13 protein-coding genes are annotated in these 18,933 nt (G+C 71.3%); 11 read left to right on the forward strand and 2 right to left on the reverse strand.

Going from position 1 to position 18,933, the window contains the following annotated elements; all coding sequences use genetic code 11:
• Window positions 1-249: 249 nt before the first annotated feature.
• The 4 genes from J2847_RS05160 (at window position 250) to J2847_RS05175 (ending at window position 4,422) form a co-directional block, all read left to right on the forward strand.
• The gene (locus J2847_RS05160) at window positions 250-1,470 is read left to right on the forward strand and encodes a glycosyltransferase (RefSeq protein WP_209777656.1); all 1,221 of its coding nucleotides are present in this window, start codon (window positions 250-252) and stop codon (window positions 1,468-1,470) included.
• Between the two features lie 53 nt (window positions 1,471-1,523).
• Window positions 1,524-2,225, forward strand: coding sequence for a sugar transferase (locus J2847_RS05165; RefSeq protein WP_209777658.1), 702 nt, complete (start codon window positions 1,524-1,526; stop codon window positions 2,223-2,225).
• A gap of 65 nt (window positions 2,226-2,290) precedes the next feature.
• Window positions 2,291-3,571: a GNAT family N-acetyltransferase gene (locus tag J2847_RS05170; protein WP_209777660.1), complete on the forward strand. Its 1,281-nt coding sequence runs from the start codon at window positions 2,291-2,293 to the stop codon at window positions 3,569-3,571.
• A 5-nt stretch (window positions 3,572-3,576) separates the two neighbouring features.
• On the forward strand, window positions 3,577-4,422 hold the full coding sequence (locus tag J2847_RS05175) for a glycoside hydrolase family 16 protein (RefSeq protein WP_209777661.1): 846 nt from the start codon (window positions 3,577-3,579) through the stop codon (window positions 4,420-4,422).
• A 69-nt stretch (window positions 4,423-4,491) separates the two neighbouring features.
• Here the strand turns inward: J2847_RS05175 and J2847_RS05180 are convergent, their stop codons facing one another.
• The gene (locus J2847_RS05180) at window positions 4,492-4,926 is read right to left on the reverse strand and encodes a MarR family winged helix-turn-helix transcriptional regulator (protein ID WP_209777663.1); all 435 of its coding nucleotides are present in this window, start codon (window positions 4,924-4,926) and stop codon (window positions 4,492-4,494) included.
• A 476-nt stretch (window positions 4,927-5,402) separates the two neighbouring features.
• On the opposite strand from J2847_RS05180, the gene J2847_RS05185 reads away from it, so the two are divergent.
• From J2847_RS05185 to J2847_RS05200, 4 genes are all read left to right on the forward strand, one after another.
• Window positions 5,403-7,073, forward strand: coding sequence for a glucosamine inositolphosphorylceramide transferase family protein (locus J2847_RS05185; protein WP_209777665.1), 1,671 nt, complete (start codon window positions 5,403-5,405; stop codon window positions 7,071-7,073).
• Window positions 7,070-8,182, forward strand: a complete 1,113-nt coding sequence (locus tag J2847_RS05190; RefSeq protein ID WP_209777667.1) for a glycosyltransferase — start codon at window positions 7,070-7,072, stop codon at window positions 8,180-8,182. Before J2847_RS05185 ends, J2847_RS05190 begins: the two co-directional genes overlap by 4 nt.
• Before the next feature lie 405 nt (window positions 8,183-8,587).
• Window positions 8,588-9,379 carry a response regulator transcription factor gene (locus J2847_RS05195; protein ID WP_209777669.1) on the forward strand — a complete coding sequence of 264 codons (792 nt, stop codon included), beginning with the start codon at window positions 8,588-8,590 and terminating at the stop codon, window positions 9,377-9,379.
• Between the two features lie 203 nt (window positions 9,380-9,582).
• A complete protein-coding gene (locus J2847_RS05200; RefSeq protein ID WP_209778027.1) occupies window positions 9,583-14,427 on the forward strand; it encodes an alpha-2-macroglobulin family protein in 4,845 nt (1,614 codons plus the stop codon).
• Here J2847_RS05200 and J2847_RS05205 read toward each other — a convergent pair.
• On the reverse strand, window positions 14,351-14,674 hold the full coding sequence (locus tag J2847_RS05205) for a hypothetical protein (protein ID WP_209777670.1): 324 nt from the start codon (window positions 14,672-14,674) through the stop codon (window positions 14,351-14,353). The genes J2847_RS05200 and J2847_RS05205 overlap by 77 nt on opposite strands.
• 295 nt (window positions 14,675-14,969) lie before the next feature.
• Here J2847_RS05205 and J2847_RS05210 point away from each other — a divergent pair, with 295 nt between their 5' ends.
• Genes J2847_RS05210 through J2847_RS05220 form a run of 3 tightly spaced genes read left to right on the forward strand, consistent with a single transcriptional unit; the run spans window position 14,970 to window position 18,922 of the window.
• Entirely contained in the window at window positions 14,970-15,425 is a 456-nt protein-coding gene (locus J2847_RS05210; protein ID WP_209777672.1) for a MerR family transcriptional regulator, read from the forward strand.
• Window positions 15,422-16,558, forward strand: coding sequence for a thiolase family protein (locus J2847_RS05215; RefSeq protein ID WP_209777673.1), 1,137 nt, complete (start codon window positions 15,422-15,424; stop codon window positions 16,556-16,558). Before J2847_RS05210 ends, J2847_RS05215 begins: the two co-directional genes overlap by 4 nt.
• Window positions 16,559-16,585: 27 nt before the next feature.
• Complete coding sequence (locus tag J2847_RS05220; RefSeq protein WP_209777675.1) at window positions 16,586-18,922, forward strand: 3-hydroxyacyl-CoA dehydrogenase/enoyl-CoA hydratase family protein; 2,337 nt, start codon at window positions 16,586-16,588, stop codon at window positions 18,920-18,922.
• Window positions 18,923-18,933: the final 11 nt, after the last annotated feature.

Here is an 18,933-nt window from a genome sequence, read left to right on the forward strand (position 1 = left end):
ACGGCGTGACTTCTGGCCGATCGGTACGGGAATCGTTCTTCAAAATAAAAGGACGAAATCCAAGACCAAAGTTACCGGGCAGGATTTTGATCCCCTTTTCGGCCCCGTTTTCGGTCCCATGAACGATGTCCATCCATTCAGCATTCATGGCGATCATTCGGAAGGCTGAAGTGCCGCAATGATGGACTTCGCTTCCTGCCGGAATGCCCGACGTCCGTGGCCGCGCCGTGATGCAAAGGAGGAACAGCGATGACTTATGGTGTGCTGCGCTCCGACTGTCCTCTTCGCGAGGGCGGCGCGCAAACCCATCAGCGTACCGATCCCCAAGGCCGTCCCCGGATACTCCACGTCACCGAGTGCTTTTCGACCGGCGTGCTGACGGCGCTGGCGATGATCTGCAAGGAGCTGCAAGGGGATTTCTCCTTCTCGATCCTGTACGGACGGCGCTGGGAAACCCCGGCGGACTTCGAGGCGATGTTCCCTCCGGAAACCGTCTTCCAGCCCTGGGACGTCTCGCGCAGCCTCAACCCGCTCAAGGACGTGGCGGCGGTCCGCCAGCTCCGCCGCACGGTGCAGGCGCTCGAGCCCGACCTGATCCACGCCCATTCCAGCAAGGCCGGCGCCCTCGTGCGCCTGGCGTTCCCGCGCGGCCGTCCGTCGGTGATCTACACCCCGCACTGCTACGCCTTCCTGCGCGGCGGCCGGGCGCGGCCGTCGAACCGGCTGTTCTGGGCGGTGGAGTGGCTGCTGGGACGCACCGCGCACACCACCGTCGCCGTCGGGCGGACGGAATACGCCTACGCCCGGCAGGTCGCCCGGCGCGCGGCGATGATCCCGAACATGATCGAGCTGGCCCAGTTCGGCGATGGCGCGGGCCGGACCGCTTCGGCGCCGGACGCCGCGCCGTTGCCGGGCCGCCGCCGCACGGTGGTCAGCGTCGGCTCGATCCGCCCGCAGAAGAATTTTCCGCTGTTCTGCGAGGTCGCCGCCCGGCTGGCCGGCGAGGCCGTCGATTTCCTCTGGGTCGGCGCCGGCGAGGTTCCCGCCGGCTGCGCCGTGCCGGACAACGTCGCCATCACCGGCTGGCTGCCGCACGACCGCGTCGCCGGCATCCTGCGGGACGCCGACATCTACATTCAGACCTCGGTGTGGGAGGGGCTGCCCATCTCGGTGCTGGAGGCGATGTCCTGCGGGCTTCCGCTGGTCGTCACCCCGGCGGACGGCAACCGGGAGCTGCTGACCAGCTTCGTCAACGGCTTCGTCTGCGACACGGCGGCCGAGTTCACCGAGGCGATCCGGCTGCTGTGCTGCCACGCGCCGATGATGGAGCGCATGGGGCTGGCGTCCCGGCGGCTGGCCGAGGAGTACGGGGCGGCGCGCGTCGCCATGCGCTGGGTCGATTTCTACACCCACGAGATCGCGGAGCGGGCCGGCCTGCCGCAGGCCGCCCTCCAGGCGCGGCTGCAATAGCGCCGGGCCGGCCGCCACGACCGGGTGCCTGACCACGGACAATGGGGGGAGACATGTCCATAACCCTGCACAACCATCCGCCCCGCCGCTCGGGCCGCCGCCCGGACCGGGCGCGGCGCCGGGAGGCCGCCGGCCCTCCGGCGCTGTACGACAACGCGCTCAAGCGGCTGGTCGACGTCGTCGGGGCGTCGGCGCTGCTGCTGCTGTTCGGCCCCTTGATGATCCTGCTGTGGCTGCTGGTGCGGCGCGACGGCGGGCCGGGCATCTACCGGCAGCCCCGGCTCGGCGCCGAGGGCGTCCCGTTCGACTGCCTGAAGTTCCGCAGCATGTGCGTGGATTCCGAGGCGGCGCTCCAGCGCCAGCTCGCCCGCGATCCCGCCGCCGCCGAGGAGTGGCGGCGGACCCACAAGCTGAGGAACGACCCGCGCGTCACGCGGATCGGCCGTTTCCTGCGGCGCAGCAGCCTGGATGAGCTGCCGCAGATCCTCAACGTGCTGCGCGGCGACATGAGCCTCGTCGGGCCGCGCCCGATCGTCGCCGCCGAGGTGGCGCGCTACGGGCGCTACTTCGCCAGCTACAGGAGCTGCCGGCCGGGCATCACCGGCCTGTGGCAGGTGAGCGGCCGCAGCGACACGCGCTACCGCCGGCGGGTGGCGCTGGACCACGCCTACCGCCGGAAATGGCGGCTGCTCCTGGATGCGCGGATCATCCTGGCGACGCCGATGGTGATGATCCGGGGGTCGGGCGCCTACTGACGTCGAGCGCCTTGGACTCCGGACTTGAGAACCCAACCGCGGACCGAACTTGGCAGGGGGGTGGCATGCTTGGTTTCAAAGCCTCGTCGACGGGACGAACGGCGGCCCTGGGGCTGGCGGCGGAGGGCGCGGCGGCCGCCGCCGCCGCTGGTGAGGCCACTGGTGAGGCCGCCTGGGCGGGCGCGGTCCGCATCCGCTGCTTCGACGCGTGCGAGCCGCTGCGTGAGCGCTGGGAATGGCTGGAGGCGCGGTCGGACGGCTACGCCTTCCAGAGCGTCTTCTGGGTGGCGGCACTGCTGGACACCATCGGCCGCGACCCATCGGTCCGCCCGGTCATCACGCTGGTCACCGATGCGGATGGGAAGGGCGGGGAGGCGCCGGCCCTGATCCTGCCGCTCATGCTGCGCCGGACGCATGGCGTCGCCACCCTGCGCTTTCTCGATTTCGGGGTCACCGACTACAACGCTCCGCTGATCCGCGCCGACGTCGCCTGGAGGCTGTCGCGCGGCGGATTCCCGGATCTGTGGCGCCGCATCCTCGCCGCCATCGGCGCGGCGGCCGGACCGGTCGACGTCGTCCGGCTGGAGAAGATGCCCGAGCGGATCGGCGGCCTGCCCAATCCGCTGCTCCAACTTCCCAGCAGCCCGCAGGACATGAGCTATCAGGCACCGCTGAACGGAGGGTACGACGATTTCCTCAAGCGGCGTTCCCACGGGCTGATGGCGGATTCCCGCGCCAAGCAGCGGCGGCTCTCCCGGCAGGGAGCGGTCGAGTTCCGCATCGTCCGCGACCCGGCCGAGGCCCGGCCGCTCGTCGAGGCGATGATCGCGCAGAAGTCGCGCCGCTACCGGGACACCGGGGCCGAGGACATCTTCCGCAACCCGGCCTGCGCCGCCTTCTACCATGCGCTGGCCGCCGATTGCGGCGAGGGCGGGCGCGGCCATGTCTGCGCCCTGACGGTGGACGGCGAGCCCGTCGCCGTGCATGTCGGCATGGTGGCCGGCGACCGCTTCTATTGGCTGATGCCCGCCTTCGACGGCGACCGCTTCGCGCGCTTCTCGCCGGGGCGGCTGTTGCTGCTCAACCTGATCCGCTGGGCCTGCGACCGCAAGCTGGCGGTCTTCGACTTCACCATCGGCGGCGAGCGCTACAAGCTCGACTGGACCGAGGAGACGATGGCGCTCCACGCGCACGGCGCGGCGCTGACCGCGCGCGGACGGCTGCACGCCTGCGGCTTCACCCTGTGCGTCAACGCGAAGACCGCCCTGCGGACGCGCCATCCCGACGCCTTCCTGGCGCTGAAATCCTTGCAGGCGCGGCTGCTGCGCCGGCCGGTGGCGGAATGAGGCGGGTGGCGACCCTGGCGGCGCTGGCCATCGGCCTGTCGGCGTCGCCGCCGGCGGGACCGGCGGCGGCCCTGCCGGAAACCCGGCCGGGGCAGGCCCCCTGGCGGCTGGTCTTCGCCGACGAGTTCGACGGCGACCGGCTCGACGACGCCCGCTGGGCCACCGCCTACGACCGGCCCGGCGGGATGGCGCGCTCCAACTGGGACAACGGCGAGGCGCAATGGTACCGGCCGGAGAACATCGCCGTCGGCGACGGCCTGCTCCGCCTGGTCGCCCGGCGCGAGGAGACGGCGGATCCGCTCGGCGGTCGCCGCTTCGCCTTCACCTCCGGCATGATCACCAGCAAGCCGTCCTTCTCCTTCCGCTACGGTTACATGGAGGCCCGCATGAAGCTGCCGGCGGGCCGCGGATTCTGGCCGGCCTTCTGGACCTGGCCGCGGAACGAGCAGTGGCCGCCGGAAATCGACGTCATGGAGTTCTACGGCGACGACCGGACCCGCATCCACCTGACCCTGCACGGCCCGGAGGGGGAGAGCGCGTCCACCGTCCTCCTGCCCGACTGGACCGCCGGCTGGCACGTCTTCGCCGTCGACTGGCAGCCGAACCGGGTCACCTGGTACGTCGACGGGCTGGTGCGCAAGACGACCAGCCGGTCGCCCGACCTGCCGATGTACCTGATCGCCAACCTTGCCGTCGCCAATGGCAGGCGGGCGCCGGCCCCGGACGCCGGCACCCCGTTTCCGGCCGATCTGGCGATCGACTACATCCGCGTCTACGCGCGCGGAACCGCCGCGACGGCGGAAAGCCCGGTGGCGGAGAGCCCGGCGGAGAAGCCGGCGGCGACGCCCTGACCGCCCTGACCGGCGCGATTTGACCGGCTTATGGCCTCTGGCCCGGCTTCCGGCGATCAGCGGTGGTCATCAGCGGTGGTCGCGGCGCACCGCCTCGAATCGGTCGAGGAAAGCGGCGAGCCCGCGGGTCAGCCCCTCGATCCGGTCGGGCGGCAGGTCGCGCAGGGCGGCGAAGAGGTCGAGATGCGGATCGTGCCGCAGCGCGTCCGCCCCGCCGGGGGTGATCTCGATCCGCTCGACGGTGTCGTCGTCGCGGTCCGTCCGCAGCTTCAGTAGCCCCTTCTCCATCAGGACGCGCACCGTCCGCGCCACCGTCCCGCGCTGCAGATGCTGGAAGCGGGCGAGGTCGGCGACGGTGTGGGCCTCGGCCGGGGCTTGCCGGAAATAGCGGAGCGCCGCCCATTGCGCGGGGAACAGGCCCTCACGGTGGCCGACGGCGTGGATGGCGCGCGAGGTCTGCTCGATGAGCCGCGCGGTGTTTTCCAACGAAGCCATGTCGATCATGGGGCCTACCGGGTCATTGGCTGAGGAGCTTGCGGCCCGTGGCTCGGAGATTCCGTCTCCGGGGCTCGGTCGATGGCGAGTCGGGCGTGTCCAGATCGGGATCGTGCTCCCATCGTTCTTCCAAGCATAGCACGTGTATATGATGGCAAATCCATCAATTGTTTGCCGATACTTCGGCCTAATCACTTGAGTTGATAAAATATGCATCCTCTAATTATTTATTTTCTGTCGCCATCCTCCGGATTGGTCGCTCCCGTCCGTCATGACGATGGCGGGACCCGTCAATCCGGGTCTGGCACCGGAAAATCCGGGGGCGGCGCATGAGCGGGCGATGCCCGCCTCGACTTCCGGCGATCCGCATTGTCCACTCAACGGTGGTAATGAATATTGCCGGGTATTTGCGGGTTTTCATCATCAGTACCATGAAGCCGACGAGCATTTTGTGAACACCCGGTTTTCTTTGGAGTTCAGCGCCAATGACGGTCAGGATTCTGCTGGTGACCGATGCCGGCGACGTGCGCCGCTGGCATCGGTCCATCGACGAGGAGCTTCGCACGGTCGCCGCTGTGCGGACCGTCGGGCTGCGGATGGAGACCGTTCCGACGGAGCGTCGGCCGGACCCGTGGGCGGCCCTGCCGGCGCGGGCCCTGCCGCGCGCCGTTCCCGACCTGCGTGCGGCGGCGCGGCCGTCCTGGCCGGCCCTGTCGCCGTCCGATCTGGCGGATTTCGGGCCGGCCTCCACCGATCTGGTCATCGATCTGACCGCCGGGCGGCGCGCGACCCCGCCGCCCGGCGTCCCGGTCTGGAGCCTCGTCACCATGGACGGGCGGGCCTTTCCGCGGGGTTTCCCCTTCCTGGAGGAGGCGTACCGGGCCGGAAGCGTCGCGACCATCGTCCTGGCCGAGCGGCGGGGGCCGGGGGAGGCGGACGGGATCGTCGATTCGATCACGCTGTCGCCGACGCGGCGTTCCTACGCCGCCTTTCTGCGCGAGGCGCTGGGCCTGTCCCGCTCGATGCTCACCGCCCGGAGCGCCGGCCGCCCGGCTCCCGCCGCCTTCCCGCGCCGTGCCCCGCCGGCCCCCGCGGAGGGGCGGCGGGAACCCGGCGCCGCCGCTTTGCTGCGCTTCCTCGGTCGCGGCCTCGTCGACCATGTCTGGCACCAACACAAGGACAAGCTGCTGATGGAGGAGTGGAGGATCGGTTATCTCGACCGGCCGATCGGCTCCACCCTGGCCCAGACCGGCATGGCCGACGCCCGGTGGCTCGACGTCGGCCGGCTCGGCGGGTATGCGGCCGACCCGTTCGGGCTGCCCGGCGCCGACGACCGGCTCTATTGCGAGGTCTACAGCTGGGCGACCGGGCGCGGCGTCATCCGCGAGATGGCGGTGTCCGGCGATTCCGGCGCGCTGGGGGCCCTCCAGGACTTCGGCTGCGACGCCCATATGTCCTACCCGTGCCTGTTCGAGGAGGGCGGCGAGCTCTACTGCGTGCCCGAGCAGCTGGAAACGCGCGCCGTCACCCTCTTCCGCCACGACCGCGCCGCCGGGCGGTGGCGCCGCTTCGCCACCCCGCTGACCGGCACCCGCGCCGCCGATCCCGCCTTCTTCGTCTTCGGCGGGCGCTATTGGATCGCCTACACCGACGTGGACATCGACGGTTACAACAACCTGTGCCTGCTGCACGCGGAGTCGCTGGCCGGTCCCTGGCGTCGTCACGACCGCTTTCCGGTGAAGATCGACGTGCGGTCGGCGCGGTCCGCCGGGACCCCCTTCTGGCATGACGGGGCCCTGTACCGCCCGGCGCAGGATTGCAGCCTGACCTATGGCGGGGCCATCGCGCTGAACCGGATCCGCGTCTGCACGCCGGACGCCTACGAGGAGGAGGTGGCGGCGGTTTTGCGCCCGGACCCCGCCGGCCCGGCGCGGCACGGGTTGCACACGCTGTCGCGCTGGGGCGGGCGGACCCTGATCGACGGCAAGCAATACGCGTTCAGCCTGCCGGTGCTCGGCCGGAAGGTGATGAGAAAGCTGTCGGGACGCCTCGCCCGTCCCGTTCCGGCGGTGGCGGGAAAGGGGAGCGGGCCGGGGGTTGGGGGTGCGGGCGAGGGGCCCGCGCCGCAGGCATTCAGCGAACGGGGTGGAGCATGAAGATCCTGTACCTCATCAACTCCTATGCCGACGGCGGCGCCGAGCACGGGCTCGCCACGCTGGTCGAGAACGGGTTCTTCCAGGGGCACGACCTGTCGGTCCTGGCGCTCTGCAAGGGGACCGGCTGGGCCTGCGAGCGGCTCCGCGCCGCGCTGGGGCGCACGCGCGTCGGGTATCTCTACGAGGACGAGGACGTCGGCAACGCCGTCCTTGCCCGTGCCATTCCCCGGCTGGTCGGCGCGCTCATGGACCGTCGGCCCGACGTGCTGTTCCTGTCGCTGCCGCAGGCGAACTTCGCCGGGCGCCTCGCCGCGCTGGCCTTTCCGGCGATGCGGGTCGTCGCCTTCGAGCACACCGTCGATTATCGCCGGCGCAGCGCCGGCCTGCTGATGCGGCTGACGGCCGGCCGCGTGAACGCCGTCTTCTACGACGCCCCCGAAACCTGGGCGTCGATCCGCCGCGCCTACGGCGCCGGGTGGAGCGGCCCGGCGCTCTACGTACCGCTGACGGTGCTGCGCTGCCGCGAGGACGAGCCTTGCCGGCCCGGCCGTGGCGAGCCGGACGGCGGAGTCCTGCGGATTCTCACCACTGGCCGCCTGATCGCCCAGAAGAACCAGGAGAACCTGATCCGGGCGATCCGCCTCGTGGTCGATCGCGGGCACCGCGTCGTCCTCGACATCGCCGGGGAAGGCGAGGAGCGGGGGCGGTTGCAGACGGTGATCCATGAACTGGGCCTCGAACGCCACGTCACCCTGCTTGGTTTCATCCGTGACTGCGCCCCGCTGCGCCGGAGCAGCGACATCTACGTCCAGGTCAGCGTCCGCGAGGGGCTGTGCATCGCCGTGCTGGAGGCGATGGCGGAGGGCATGCTGGTGGTGGCGACGGACGTCGGCGGCATCCGCGATTACGGGGTGGACGGCGAGAACATGATCAAGGCGGCGGGAACCGAGCCGCCGGCGATCGCCGATGCCCTGATCCGCGCCATCGACGGGCTGAAGGACAGTGGCCGCATCCGGGGGAACGCCCTGGACACCATCCAGCACCAGTTCACGGAGGCGGCCATCACCGGCGCATGGTCGACGGCGCAGTCGGCCCTGTGCATGCGTTGACGCTCCACTCCCGCGCCGTTCACATCGTGGCGCGCTGTCAACCGGAGCGCGGTATCCTCCCACCGCAAGTGATCGCTAAGGGAACGGACCGCGTTTCGGCAGTCGGGGCGCAATCGAAGATTAGGGAGATGACTGTGGCATAGCCACAATGGGCCCTGTTCCCTCTTCCCATCTGCCCAGATCAGGTTCCGGAATGACCTGTGTATTTGCCCATATTAGACATCGGAAAGGCCATTGTCGTAATCTATAGTGGCTACGGATATGACGGTGTGTTTCCGGTTTTGCAGGAAGCGGCGAACCGCCACGCGCCAGCCCGGCGACGGCCAAACCTTCCAGAAGAAGGGTTGCCGGTGCGGCGGTGATCGGACGCAAACCCCGTCTGTTCCGAAAGCGAGGGGGAGCCGCATGCAGTCTGACAGGAGAGTCCTCGAGCCGCCCGGCACGCCCGGCGGCCGCGCCCCGGCCATGGCGAACCATGCGGAGGGATCGGCCTACGGTCTGCCGGTCCGGCCCGGCGCGCGGTCGATCCGCGCCCTGCTGCTGGACGGGACGCCGCTGACCCGCGAAAGCCTGTCGATGAGCCTCAGCCTGTGCGACGGCGGGTTGCATGTGGCGACCGCCGCGACGGAGGCGGAGGCGGAGGCGGTGATCGGCGCGGCGCCGCCGCCCGACGTCGTGCTGTGCAACCTGAGCGGCACCGCGCCCGACGATCCGGAGATTCGTGGGCTGCTGGAGCGGCTGCTGGGGCGGCTCGGCGCCATCCCGCTGATCGTGCTGGCCGAGTATGAGGACACCGCCGACGCGCTGGCCCTGTTCCGGCTGGGTGCCCGCGGCTACATCGCCACCAACCTCGGCCTGTCGGTGGTGGTGGAGGCGGTCCGGCTGGTCGGCAATGGCGGAACCTTCATTCCGCCGGCCTTCCTCGGCCGTCTCATGCAGGACCCGCTGCCGGGCTTTCCGCCGGGCGGCGGGGCGGTGGCGCCGTCCGGCCATGAGGCGCCGCCGGGCGATCTGACGCCGCGCCAGATCGCCGTGCTGTCCTGCCTGCGCGAGGGCAAGGCGAACAAGATCATCGCCCACGAACTCGGCATGCGCGAGAGCACGGTGAAGGTCCATGTCCGCAACATCCTGAGGAAGCTCGGCGCCACCAACCGGACCCAGGCGGTCTATCTGACCTTCAACCGCCCGTCCGGCTAGCGGCGGCGTCCAGCCGGCGCGCGGGGCGGATCCGGCGTTCGGGCCGCCTGCTTTTTCCCGACGGCCGCCTCTGCAAAGACATGGCGAAACGACAAGGGGTTGGGCATACTCCGGCCGGTTTTCGATCAGGGTCCGAGCCGACGCCAGGGCTGAACCGCTCCGCGCCGCGCCGGTCCGTTCCGGGGAATTGGGGCTTGTCTCGTATGCTGCGTGCGCTGGCGCCTGTCTGTGCCGTTCTTGTCGCGTCCACCGGGGCCGTTCTTGCCGCCGACCCGCCGGCCGAGCCGGTGCCCTTCGGCGTCGCCGGGGTCGAGGTGGTGGCCGAGCGCGACGCGCCGCAGGCCTGCTTCACCTTCACGGACCGGCTGGAGCGCTCCCGCGCGGTGAGCTTCCGCGATTACGTGGAGGTCCAGCCGCCCGTCGAGGGCGCCGCCGTGGCGCGCGACCGCACGCTGTGCGTCGAGGGGCTCCAGCACGGGCAGAAATACCGCGTCACGCTGCGCGACGGGCTGCCCGGCGCCGACGGCAAGCGGCTGCCGGCCGCCGACGCCCGCGACGTCGAGGTGCCCAACCGCAAGCCGTCGCTGGCCTTCCGCGGCGCCGGCTACATCCTGCCGCGCGTCGGCGGCGAGGGGTTGCCGCTGCGCTCGATCAACCTCGACCGCGCGAAGCTCCAGGTGCTGCGCATCGCCGACCGGGCGCTGGTCGAGAAGATCTATTTCGGCCGCATCACCCAGCAGATGACCGATTACGACATCGGCGAGATCCTCGACCGTTCCGGCCAGGAGGTGTGGCGCGGCGAGATGGGGATCGGCAACCAGCCCAACAAGGCCGTCACCACCGCCTTCCCGATCGACGGGGTGCTGGGCAAGCTGGAGCCGGGCGTCTACGTCGCCGTGGCCGGCGCCGACGAGATCAAGCCGGGCGGCTGGGAGCAGAAGGCGACGCAGTGGTTCGTCGTCTCCGACCTCGGCCTCAACACCATCCTCGGCGAGGATTCGCTGGTCGTCTTCGCCCGTTCCGTCCAGACGGCGGCCCCCGCCGCCGGGGTCGAGCTGCGCCTGGTCGCCCGCAACGGCGCCGAGCTGGGCAAGGTGCAGACCGGTCCGGACGGGCTCGGCCGCTTCGACGTCGCCGCGTTGCGCGCCGCCGGGACCGAGCCGGTGCAGGCGCTGTTCGCCGCGCGCGGCGCCGGCGATTTCGGCGTGCTCGACCTGACCGCCGGCGGACCGGGCCCGGCCGACCAGTCTCCCGGCGGCCCGCCGGCCGCCGGCCAGCCGCCCGGCGCTCCGCCTTCCGGGCAGCCCGCCGCCGCCGCCGCCCGCCCGGCGCCGGGGCAGCCCGACGCCTTCCTCTACACCGAGCGCGGCATCTACCGTCCCGGCGAGGCCGTCCAGGTGACGGCGCTGCTGCGCGACGCCGACGTCAACCCGCCGGCCGCCGCGAAGCCGCTGACCCTGCGCATCCTGCGCCCCGACGGCTTCGAGGCCGAGCGCCGCAGCCTGACCGACGCCGGGGCCGGCGGCTACGCCACCCGCATCGACCTGCCGATGAACGCCTATCCCGGCACCTGGAGCGTCACCGCCCACGCCGAGGGGGAGAGCGGGGCGTCCGGTTCCTCCGGTCTGGGGCCGGTGCTCGGCCGCGCCGAGTTCCTGCTTGAGGATTTCGTCCCGCCGCGCATCGACGTCACGCTTGCCTCGCCGACGCGGGAAATGACGACCGAGGGCGCCGCCACCCTGTCGCTGGACGGGCATTACCTCTACGGCGCCCCCGCCGCCGGGCTGCCGGGCGAGCTGGCGGTCACGCTGCGCGCCGCCGGCAATCCCTATCCGGAGCTGCCGGGCTACCGCTTCGGCCTCGCCCAGGAGGAGGTGAAGCCGGTGCGCAGCGAGCTGCCGGGCTTCATCACCGACGCCGCCGGGTCGGCGACGCTGGCGATCAACCTGCCCAAGCCGCCGGACAGCACCCGTCCGCTGGAGGCGGTGGTGCGCGCCACCCTGTTCGACATCGGCGGGCGTCCGGTCGGCCGCGACCTCGTGCTGCCGGTGCGCCACCAGCCCTTCGCCATCGGCATCAAGCCGCGCTTCGAGGGCGACGGCGTGCCGGAGGGGGCGACCGCCGGGTTCGACGTGATCGCCGTCGGCCCCGACGGCAAGCCGGTCGACCGCGCCGACCTCTCCTACGACCTGTTCGAGGAGGAGTACGATTACGCCTGGTTCGAGGCGAACGGCCGCTGGGACTACAAGGTCACGGTGCGCGACCAGCGGGTGACCGGCGGCACGCTGGCGCTCCAGGCCGCCGCCCCCGGTTCGGTCGAGGCGCCGGTCGCCGCCGGCCGCTACCGGCTGGAGGTGTTCGATTCCAAGACCGGCGTGGCGAGCAGCCTGCGCTTCGCCGCCGGCTGGTGGATGACGCCGACGGCGGGCGACCGCCCCGATCAGGTCGACGTCACCGTGATGATGCCGGCCCACACCGGCGGCGAGACCGCCTGGGTCCATGTCAAGCCGCCCTACCGCAGCCAGGTGCTGGTCGCCGTCGCCGACCGCGCGGTGAAGCACGCGGTCACCCGCGAGATCGGGCCGGAGGGCGCCTTCTTCGAAATTCCGGTCGATTCCGGCTGGACCGGCGGCGCCTATGTGCTGGCGACCGCCTTCTCGACCCCCGATCCGCAGGATCCGGCCTCGGCCAAGGGGCCGCCGCGCCGCGCCGTCGGCCTGTCCTGGCTGGCGATGGACCCGGCCCCGCGCACGCTGGGCGTCCGTCTGGCCGCCCCGGCCGAGAGCGAACCGCGCCGCAACCTGACGGCCGAGGTGACGGTCGAGGGCGTCGCGGCGGGCCAGCCGGCCTTCGTGACGCTGGCGGCGGTCGACGAGTCGGTGTTGCAGCTGACCGACCAGCCCTCCCCCGATCCGGCGGCGCATTACCTCGGCAAGCGCCGGCTCGCCGCCGAACTGCGCGATTCCTACGGCCGCCTGATCGACCCGGCCGGGCTGGACTCCGCCCGCCCGCGCGGCCCGGCGGCTCCCCGCCTGCGCCAGATCGCCGGGCTGGTGCCGCCCAAGTCGGAGCGGGTGGTTTCGCTGTTCTCCGGCATCCTGCCGGTCGGCGCCGACGGCAAGCTGTCGGTTCCCTTCGAGCTGCCCGACTTCCAGGGCCGCCTGCGGCTGATGGCGGTGGCGTGGAGCGGCGGCAAGCTCGGCCGCGCCGACGCCAACGTGCTGGTCCGCGACCCGCTGCTGGCCGACGCCGTGCTGCCGCGCTTCCTGGCGCCCGGCGACTCGGCGCAGGTGCTGGTGACGCTGGACAACCTCAACGGTCCGGCCGGCGACTACCGGGCGGAACTGACCGCCGGGGGGGCGGTGGCGCTCGACAACGGCACGCTGGAGGTGCCGAACCTCGCGCGCGGCAAGCGGGCCGCCGCCGGGCGGGTGCTGACCGCCTCGTCCGTCGGCGCCGGGCACGTCACGCTCGACGTCACCGGTCCGGGGGGCTTGCGCGTCACCCGCCGCTGGGACGTGACGGTGCGCCCGGCCGCGGCGTCGGTGTCGCGCCACAGCTTCGCCGCCTTGGCCACCGACAAGAGCCTGACGCTTCCCGCCGACGCCACCGCCGGGCTGCGGCCGGAGACGGTGGCGGTGGGCGCGCTGGTGGCGCCGCTGCCCGACCTCGACGTTCCGGGCCTGCTCCTCGCGCTCGACCGCGCCGGGGTGGGTGGTGCGGAGCAGACCGCCAGCCGCATTCTGCCGCTGCTGTCGATGAGCGACGTCGCCGCGACGCTGGGCATCGCCCCCGAGGACCGCATCAAGGCCCGCGTCCAGCGCGGCATCGACCGGCTGCTGACCTTCCAGCGTCTGGACGGCGCCTTCGCCGCATGGTCGCCGCGCGGCGACCTCGATCCCTGGTTGACCGCCTACGCGGTCGACGTGCTGGGCCGCGCCAAGGCCGCCGGCTACCGCGTGCCCGACCAGCCCTACCGCAAGGGGCTCGACTGGCTGAAGCAGGCCATCGACAACGCCTGGGTCGAGACCGCCGACCTGCCGGGCCGCGCCTACGCGCTCTATGTTCTGGCGCGGGCGAAGATGACCGACGCCGGGGCGGTGCGCTATTTCCAGGAGACCTACTGGGACCGCTTGCAGACCGATTTCGGCCGCGCCCAGATCGCCGCCGCGACGGCGCTGCTCGGCGACGCTCCCCGCGCCACCGAGGCATTCGCCAAGCTGAGCGGCGCCCGCATGGTCTCCGCCAGCTTGCGCGACCACGGCTCGTCCCTGCGCGACGAGGCCGGGGTCGTCGCCCTGATGGCGGAGAGCCGGGCGGTGGAGCGCGACCGGCTGTTCCAGGCCGCCGACCGGGTCGCCAAGACCTTCGCCGCCGTCCGCACCACCAACCCGCAGGAGCAGGCGTGGCTGTTGCAGGCCGCCAAGGCGCTGATCGACCGCGCCCAGCCGATGAAGCTGGTGGTTGGCGACCAGACGGTGGAGAACGCCAAGCCGCTGTTCCAGCGCATCGATCCGGCGGCCGTGCCGGCGGTGCGGAACGCCGGGGGCGAGGTGCGGCAGACCGTCTCGGTGGTCGGCGTGCCCGAGCAGCCGGCGGGGGCCGACGAGCAGGGGATGACCATCGCCCGCCGCGTCTTCGACATGGCCGGCCGGCCGGTCGATCTCGCCGGGGTGCGCCAGAACGACCTGCTGGTGGTGATCCTGGAGGGCGAGGCCAAGGATCCGCTCGACCATGCGGTGCTGGTCAACGACCCGCTGCCGGCCGGATTCGAGATCGAGAATGTCCGGCTCGCCAACAGCGGCCAGCTCGGCAACCTGTCCTGGCTGGGCGAATTGTCGGCGGCGTCGCATGTCGAGTTCCGCGACGACCGCTTCCTCGCCGCCGTCGACCTGCCCAAGCAGACGCCGCGCTTCCGGCTGGTCTATCTGGTGCGGGCGGTGACGCCGGGCGACTTCGCCCTGCCGGGCGCTACCGTCGAGGATCTCCAGCGCCCCCACCTGTCGGCCCGAACGGCGCCGTCGCGGCTGCGGGTGCTGGGCGAGTAAAGCCCAGCGGGGATGAAGGCGGGGACGGGCGGCGGGTGGCCGTCCCGGTCCCCTCCTCGTCGTCCGGATCGCCCAGCTCGCGCCGGACGGCGCGCCGGTGCGACAGGACGCTCAGCGCCACCGCCACCAGCGCGCAGAGCGCGGTCAGCGCGACGTAGAAGGCCAGCGCCACTCCCACCGTCAGCGTGCCGACCAGCACCATGGCGAGAATCCAGACGCCCAAAGACACGATGGCGCGCGATGACATGGGTTGTCTCCGTTCCCCTGTCCCAACTCCGCTGTGAGCGGGCGGTCCCGATCCCTATTTGAACGTTGACCCGGTTGTGCCGCCCACGCGGACGAGCCTGCCATAGGCACGTCGCGCGCGCGGGCGCGGCATCCTGTCACTGCGCGGGCGCGCCGCACCCGCTCGGCCGGGGGAACGGTTCGGCCGCCGGGCGGAAGGCAGGGGTGGGAACTGGTTGGTGGACTCAACAAGAGCGTTGACAGCATACGGGAGTCACTTTACCTTTACGTAAACGTGAGGCGAGGGGCGGGGCGCGATGCGGATGGAGATCGGCGGCGGAGCGACGGGACGGGGGGCGGACGACCGCTGCCGCTCGATCGGCGAGCTGGCCGAGGAGTTCGGGCTGACCCACCGCACCATCCGCCATTACGAGGAGGAGGGGCTGCTGGCGCCGGCGCGCGACGGCCAGGCCCGTGTCTACGCCCATCGCGACCGTGCCCGGCTGGCGCTGATCTGCCGCGGCAAGCGGCTCGGCTTCAGCCTCGCCGAGATCAAGGATTTCCTGACCCTCTACGACGCCGACGACGCCCAGGTCGAGCAGATGCGCTACGCGCAGGCGCTTGCCCAGGGCCGCATCCAGGCGCTGGAGCGGCAGCTCCAGGACGTCCAGCAGACTCTGCTGGAGTTGCGCACCCTCGACACCCAGATCTCCGAGCATCTGAGCCGCCAAGGCACCACGGAGACGCATCCCATGGAGGAGAAGCACTCATGAAGTCGGTCGTCATCGCAGGCTACGCCCGTTCGCCCTTCGCCTTCGCCCACAAGGGCGAGCTGACCAAGGTCCGCCCCGACGACCTGCTGGCCCGCGTCATCGCGGCGCTGGTCGAGCGCACCGGCCTGAACCCGAAGGATGTCGAGGACGTCGTCGTCGGCTGCTCCTTCCCCGAGGGCGAGCAGGGGCTGAACGTCGCCCGCACCGTCTCCTTCCTGGCCAAGCTGCCGCTGACCGCCGCCGCCACCACGGTGAACCGCTATTGCGGCTCGTCGATGCAGGCGATCCACCAGGCGGCGGGCGCCATCCAGATGGGCGCCGGCGAGGTCTTCGTCTGCGGCGGCGTCGAATCGATGACCCGCGTGCCGATCATGGGCTTCAACCCGATGCCGAACCCGGCCCTGAAGGACGCCTATCCGGAAGCCTACTGCTCGATGGGCGTCACCGCCGAGAACGTCGCCCGCAAGTACGGCATTGCCCGTGCCGACCAGGAGGCGCTGGCCGTCACCTCCCACGCCAAGGCCGCCGAGGCGCAATCCACCGGCCGTCTGTCCGATGAGATCGTCGGCATCCAGACCCCGGCCGGTCTGGTCGAACGCGACGGCTGCATCCGCCCCGGCACCACCGTCGAAGGCTTGAGCGGCCTGAAGCCGGCCTTCACCGCCGACGGCTCGGTCACCGCCGGCACCTCCTCGCCGCTGACCGACGGCGCCTCGGCCGTGCTGGTGACGACGGAGGAATACGCCCGCGCCAACGGCCTGCCGATCCTGGCGAAGATCCGCTCCATCGCGGTGGCCGGCTGCGAGCCGGAGCTGATGGGGCTCGGCCCGGTCCCGGCGACCCGCAAGGCGCTGGCCCGCGCCGGCCTGTCGATCAACGACATCGACCTCATCGAGATCAACGAGGCCTTCTCGTCCCAGGCGATCGCCTGCATGCGCGACCTCGACATCGACCCGGCGACGATCAACCTCGACGGCGGCGCGCTGGCGCTCGGCCACCCGCTGGGGGCCACCGGCGCCCGCATCACCGGCAAGGCGGCGGCGCTGCTGAAGCGCGAGGGCAAGCAGTTCGCGCTGGCCACCCAGTGCATCGGCGGCGGCCAGGGCATCGCCACCATCCTGGAAGCGGTCTGACGGCGGCATAGGGAGGAGACAACGACCATGAAGATCGAACGCGCCGCCGTCATCGGCGCCGGTGTGATGGGTGCCGGCATCGCCGCCCATTTCGCCAACGCCGGCATCCCCGTCGTCCTGCTCGACATCCCGGCCAAGGAGGGCGACCGCAGCGCCATCGCCAAGGGCGCGGTGGCGAAGATGCTGAAGACCGACCCGGCCCCCTTCATGCATCCGAGGAACGCCAAGCTCATCACCACCGGCAACCTCGAGGACGACCTCAACCTGCTGGCCGATGTGGATTGGATCGTCGAGGCGATCATCGAGAATCCGGCGATCAAGGCCGACCTCTACAGGCGCATCGATCCCGTCCGCAAGGAAGGCTCGGTGGTGTCCTCCAACACCTCGACCATCCCGCTCGGCGTGCTGACCGAGGGGCAGAGCGACCGCTTCAAGCAGGACTTCCTGATCACCCACTTCTTCAACCCGCCGCGCTACATGCGGCTGCTGGAGATCGTCGGCGGGCCGCAGACCCGCGCCGACGCGCTGGCGGCGATCGCCGACGTCGGCGACCGCCGGCTCGGCAAGGGCGTCGTCCACTGCAAGGACACGCCGGGCTTCATCGCCAACCGCATCGGCGTGCTGTGGATCCAGGCGGCGGTCAACGCCGCCATCGATCTCGGCCTGACGGTGGAGGAGGCGGACGCCGTCGGCGGCCGTCCGATGGGCATTCCCAAGACCGGCATCTTCGGCCTGATGGATCTGGTCGGGCTCGACCTGATGCCGCACATCGCCAAGAGCATGCTGGCGACCCTGCCGGCCAACGACGCCTACCGTGGCGTGATGCGCGAGCACGCCGTCATCACCAGGATGATCGCCGAGGGCTACACCGGCCGCAAGGGCAAGGGCGGCTTCTACCGCATCAACAAGGCCGGCGGCGGCAAGGTCAAGGAATCGGTGAACTTGCGCACTGGCGACTACGCCCCGTCGGAGAAGGCCCGGCTGGAGAGCGTGTCGTCCGCCGGACGCGACCTGCGCAAGCTGTGCGAGCACCCCGACAAGGGTGGCCAGTTCGCCCGCCGCGTGCTGGCGCAGACGCTGGCCTACGCCGCCAGCCTCGTGCCGGAGATCGCCGACAGCATCGTCGCGGTCGACGAGGGCATGCGGCTCGGCTACGCCTGGAAGCAGGGGCCGTTCGAGTTGATCGACCGCCTCGGCACCGGCTGGTTCGCCGAGCTGTGCAAGGCCGAGGGCATCCCGGTTCCGGCGCTGGTCGAGACCGCCGCCGGCCGGCCCTTCTACCGGGTCGAGGGCGGCAAGCTCCAGCACCTGACGACGGCGGGCGTCTACGACACCGTGGTGCGCCCGGACGGCGTGCTGCTGCTGGCCGACGTCAAGCGCGCCGCCGGCAAGCCGGTGTGGAAGAACGCCTCCGCCAGCCTGTGGGACATCGGCGACGGCGTGCTGTGCTTCGAGTTCACCAGCAAGATGAACGCGCTGGACGGCGACATCATGGCCGCCTACGGCAAGGCCATGAAGCTGATCGGCGACGGCAAGAGCGGGGCCTGGAAGGCGCTGGTCATCCACAACGAGTCCGACAACTTCTCGGTCGGCGCCAATCTGGGCCTCGCCCTGTTCGCGCTGAACATCGGCCTGTGGCCGCAGATCGAGGAGATGGTGGAGGCCGGCCAGCGCACCTACCGCGCGCTGCGCTACGCCCCCTTCCCGGTGGTGGCGGCGCCCAGCGGCATGGCGCTCGGCGGCGGCTGCGAGATCCTGCTGCATTCCGACCATGTCCAGGCCCACGCCGAGACCTATGTCGGCCTCGTCGAGGTCGGCGTCGGGCTAATCCCGGCCTGGGGCGGCTGCACCGAGATGCTGGCCCGCCACGCGAAGAACCCCAAGGCGCCGCGCGGGCCGATGCCCCCCGTCGCCAAGGCGTTCGAGATCATCAGCACCGCCACCGTCGCCAAGTCGGCGGCCGAGGCCAAGGAGCTGCTGTATTTCCGCGCCACCGACGGCATCACCATGAATCGCGACCGCCTGCTGGCCGACGCCAAGGCCAAGGCGCTGCAACTGGCGGAGACCTACACGCCGCCGGAGAAGGACAGCTTCGTGTTGCCCGGTCCGACCGCGCGCGCCGCTTTGGAACTGGCGGTCGAGGGCTTCGCCCTCCAGGGCAAGGTGACGACGCACGACAAGGTGGTCTGCGCCGCGCTGGCCGAAATCCTGAGCGGCGGTCCCGACGCCGACGCCTCCAAGCCGCTCGGCGAGGACGAGCTGCTGGAGCTGGAGCGCAAGGCGTTCATGGATCTGGTGCGGACCAACGGCACCATCGACCGGGTCGAGCACATGCTGACCACCGGCAAGCCGCTGCGGAATTGAGGGGGGATTGA

Source organism: Azospirillum agricola, from assembly GCF_017876095.1.
Classification (GTDB): Bacteria; Pseudomonadota; Alphaproteobacteria; order Azospirillales; family Azospirillaceae; genus Azospirillum; species Azospirillum agricola.